Origin of the sequence: Calidifontimicrobium sp. SYSU G02091 (assembly GCF_022631395.1) — a bacterium.
In the GTDB taxonomy this organism is placed as follows: Bacteria; Pseudomonadota; Gammaproteobacteria; order Burkholderiales; family Burkholderiaceae_C; genus Calidifontimicrobium; species Calidifontimicrobium sediminis.
The window spans coordinates 1-951 of sequence record NZ_JALBGB010000084.1 but is presented as its reverse complement, the minus strand read 5'-3'; the positions used below and the strand labels follow the sequence as shown (position 1 = coordinate 951).

The following is a 951-nucleotide window of genomic DNA, read 5'->3' as shown; positions in this document are numbered from 1 at the left end:
GAGCCCGCGCCGGCACCGCCCGCTGCCGCGTCGGCGGTCACGGCCGTGACGGCCCCGCCGGCCGATGCGTCGATCGCGCCGTCGACGCCGCCGGCACCGGCGGTCCACGCGATCGAGGCGCTGCGCGCGCGCCTGGCCGCGGCGCCGCAGGACGAGGCCGCGGCATGGGCGCAGCTCGCGCGGCGCTGGGGCGTCACGGCCGTCGCCGACGACCCGTGTGCCGGCGCGGCCGACGCGACGCTGCACTGCCACCGCGGGCGCGACGGCACGCCGGCGCTGCTGCGCGGACTCGGCCGCCCGGCGATCGTCGTGCTGCGCGACGAACGGGGACCGCCGAGCCACGCCGTGCTGGCCGCACTCGACGAGCGCGAGGCGCTGCTGCGTCTGGGCGACGACGAGTTCCGCGTGCCGGCGCCGGTGCTCGCCGGGCTGTGGACCGGCGAGTACGCGACGCTGTGGCGCGCACCGGGCGGCTACCGCGGGCAGGCGCTGAACCCCGCCGACCCGGCGACGGCGCGCTGGCTGGCGCAGCAGCTCGACCGCGTCGGCCCGCCCCAGGGGCTGCCGGTGCGCGAGCGCCTGCGTCGCTTCCAGGCCGCGCACGGGCTGCCGCCCGACGGCCTTGCCGGGCCGCTGACGCTGATGCAACTCAACCGCGCGGCCGGCGTCGACGAGCCGCGTCTGGACGCTCTCTGACGCTGCGGCGCCCACGGCCATGTCCTACATCCTCGAAGCCCTGCGTCGCGCCGATGCGCAGCGCGCGCTCGGTCAGTCGCCCGGCCTGCACGCGCAGTCGCCGGCCGTGCCGGCGGCGGCCGACGACGCGGCGGGGCTGCCGCGCCGCACGCGCTGGGCGCTCGGTGCGACCGGCATCGCCGTGCTCGTCGCACTCGCGGTGTGGGCGGGGTGGCGCGCGGCGCTGCCGCCGGCACCCGCGCCGGCGCCCGAGGC

Annotated in this window: 1 protein-coding gene and 1 pseudogene; both read left to right on the top strand. The window is 80.4% G+C overall.

The features are described from left to right. The coding region (locus MOJ79_RS18855; RefSeq protein ID WP_241925538.1) for a peptidoglycan-binding domain-containing protein at positions 1-696 on the top strand (696 nt) is incomplete at its 5' end. Between the two features lie 19 nt (positions 697-715). Continuing rightward, positions 716-951 (top strand): annotated as a pseudogene (locus tag MOJ79_RS18850) (general secretion pathway protein GspB); the annotation flags it as partial.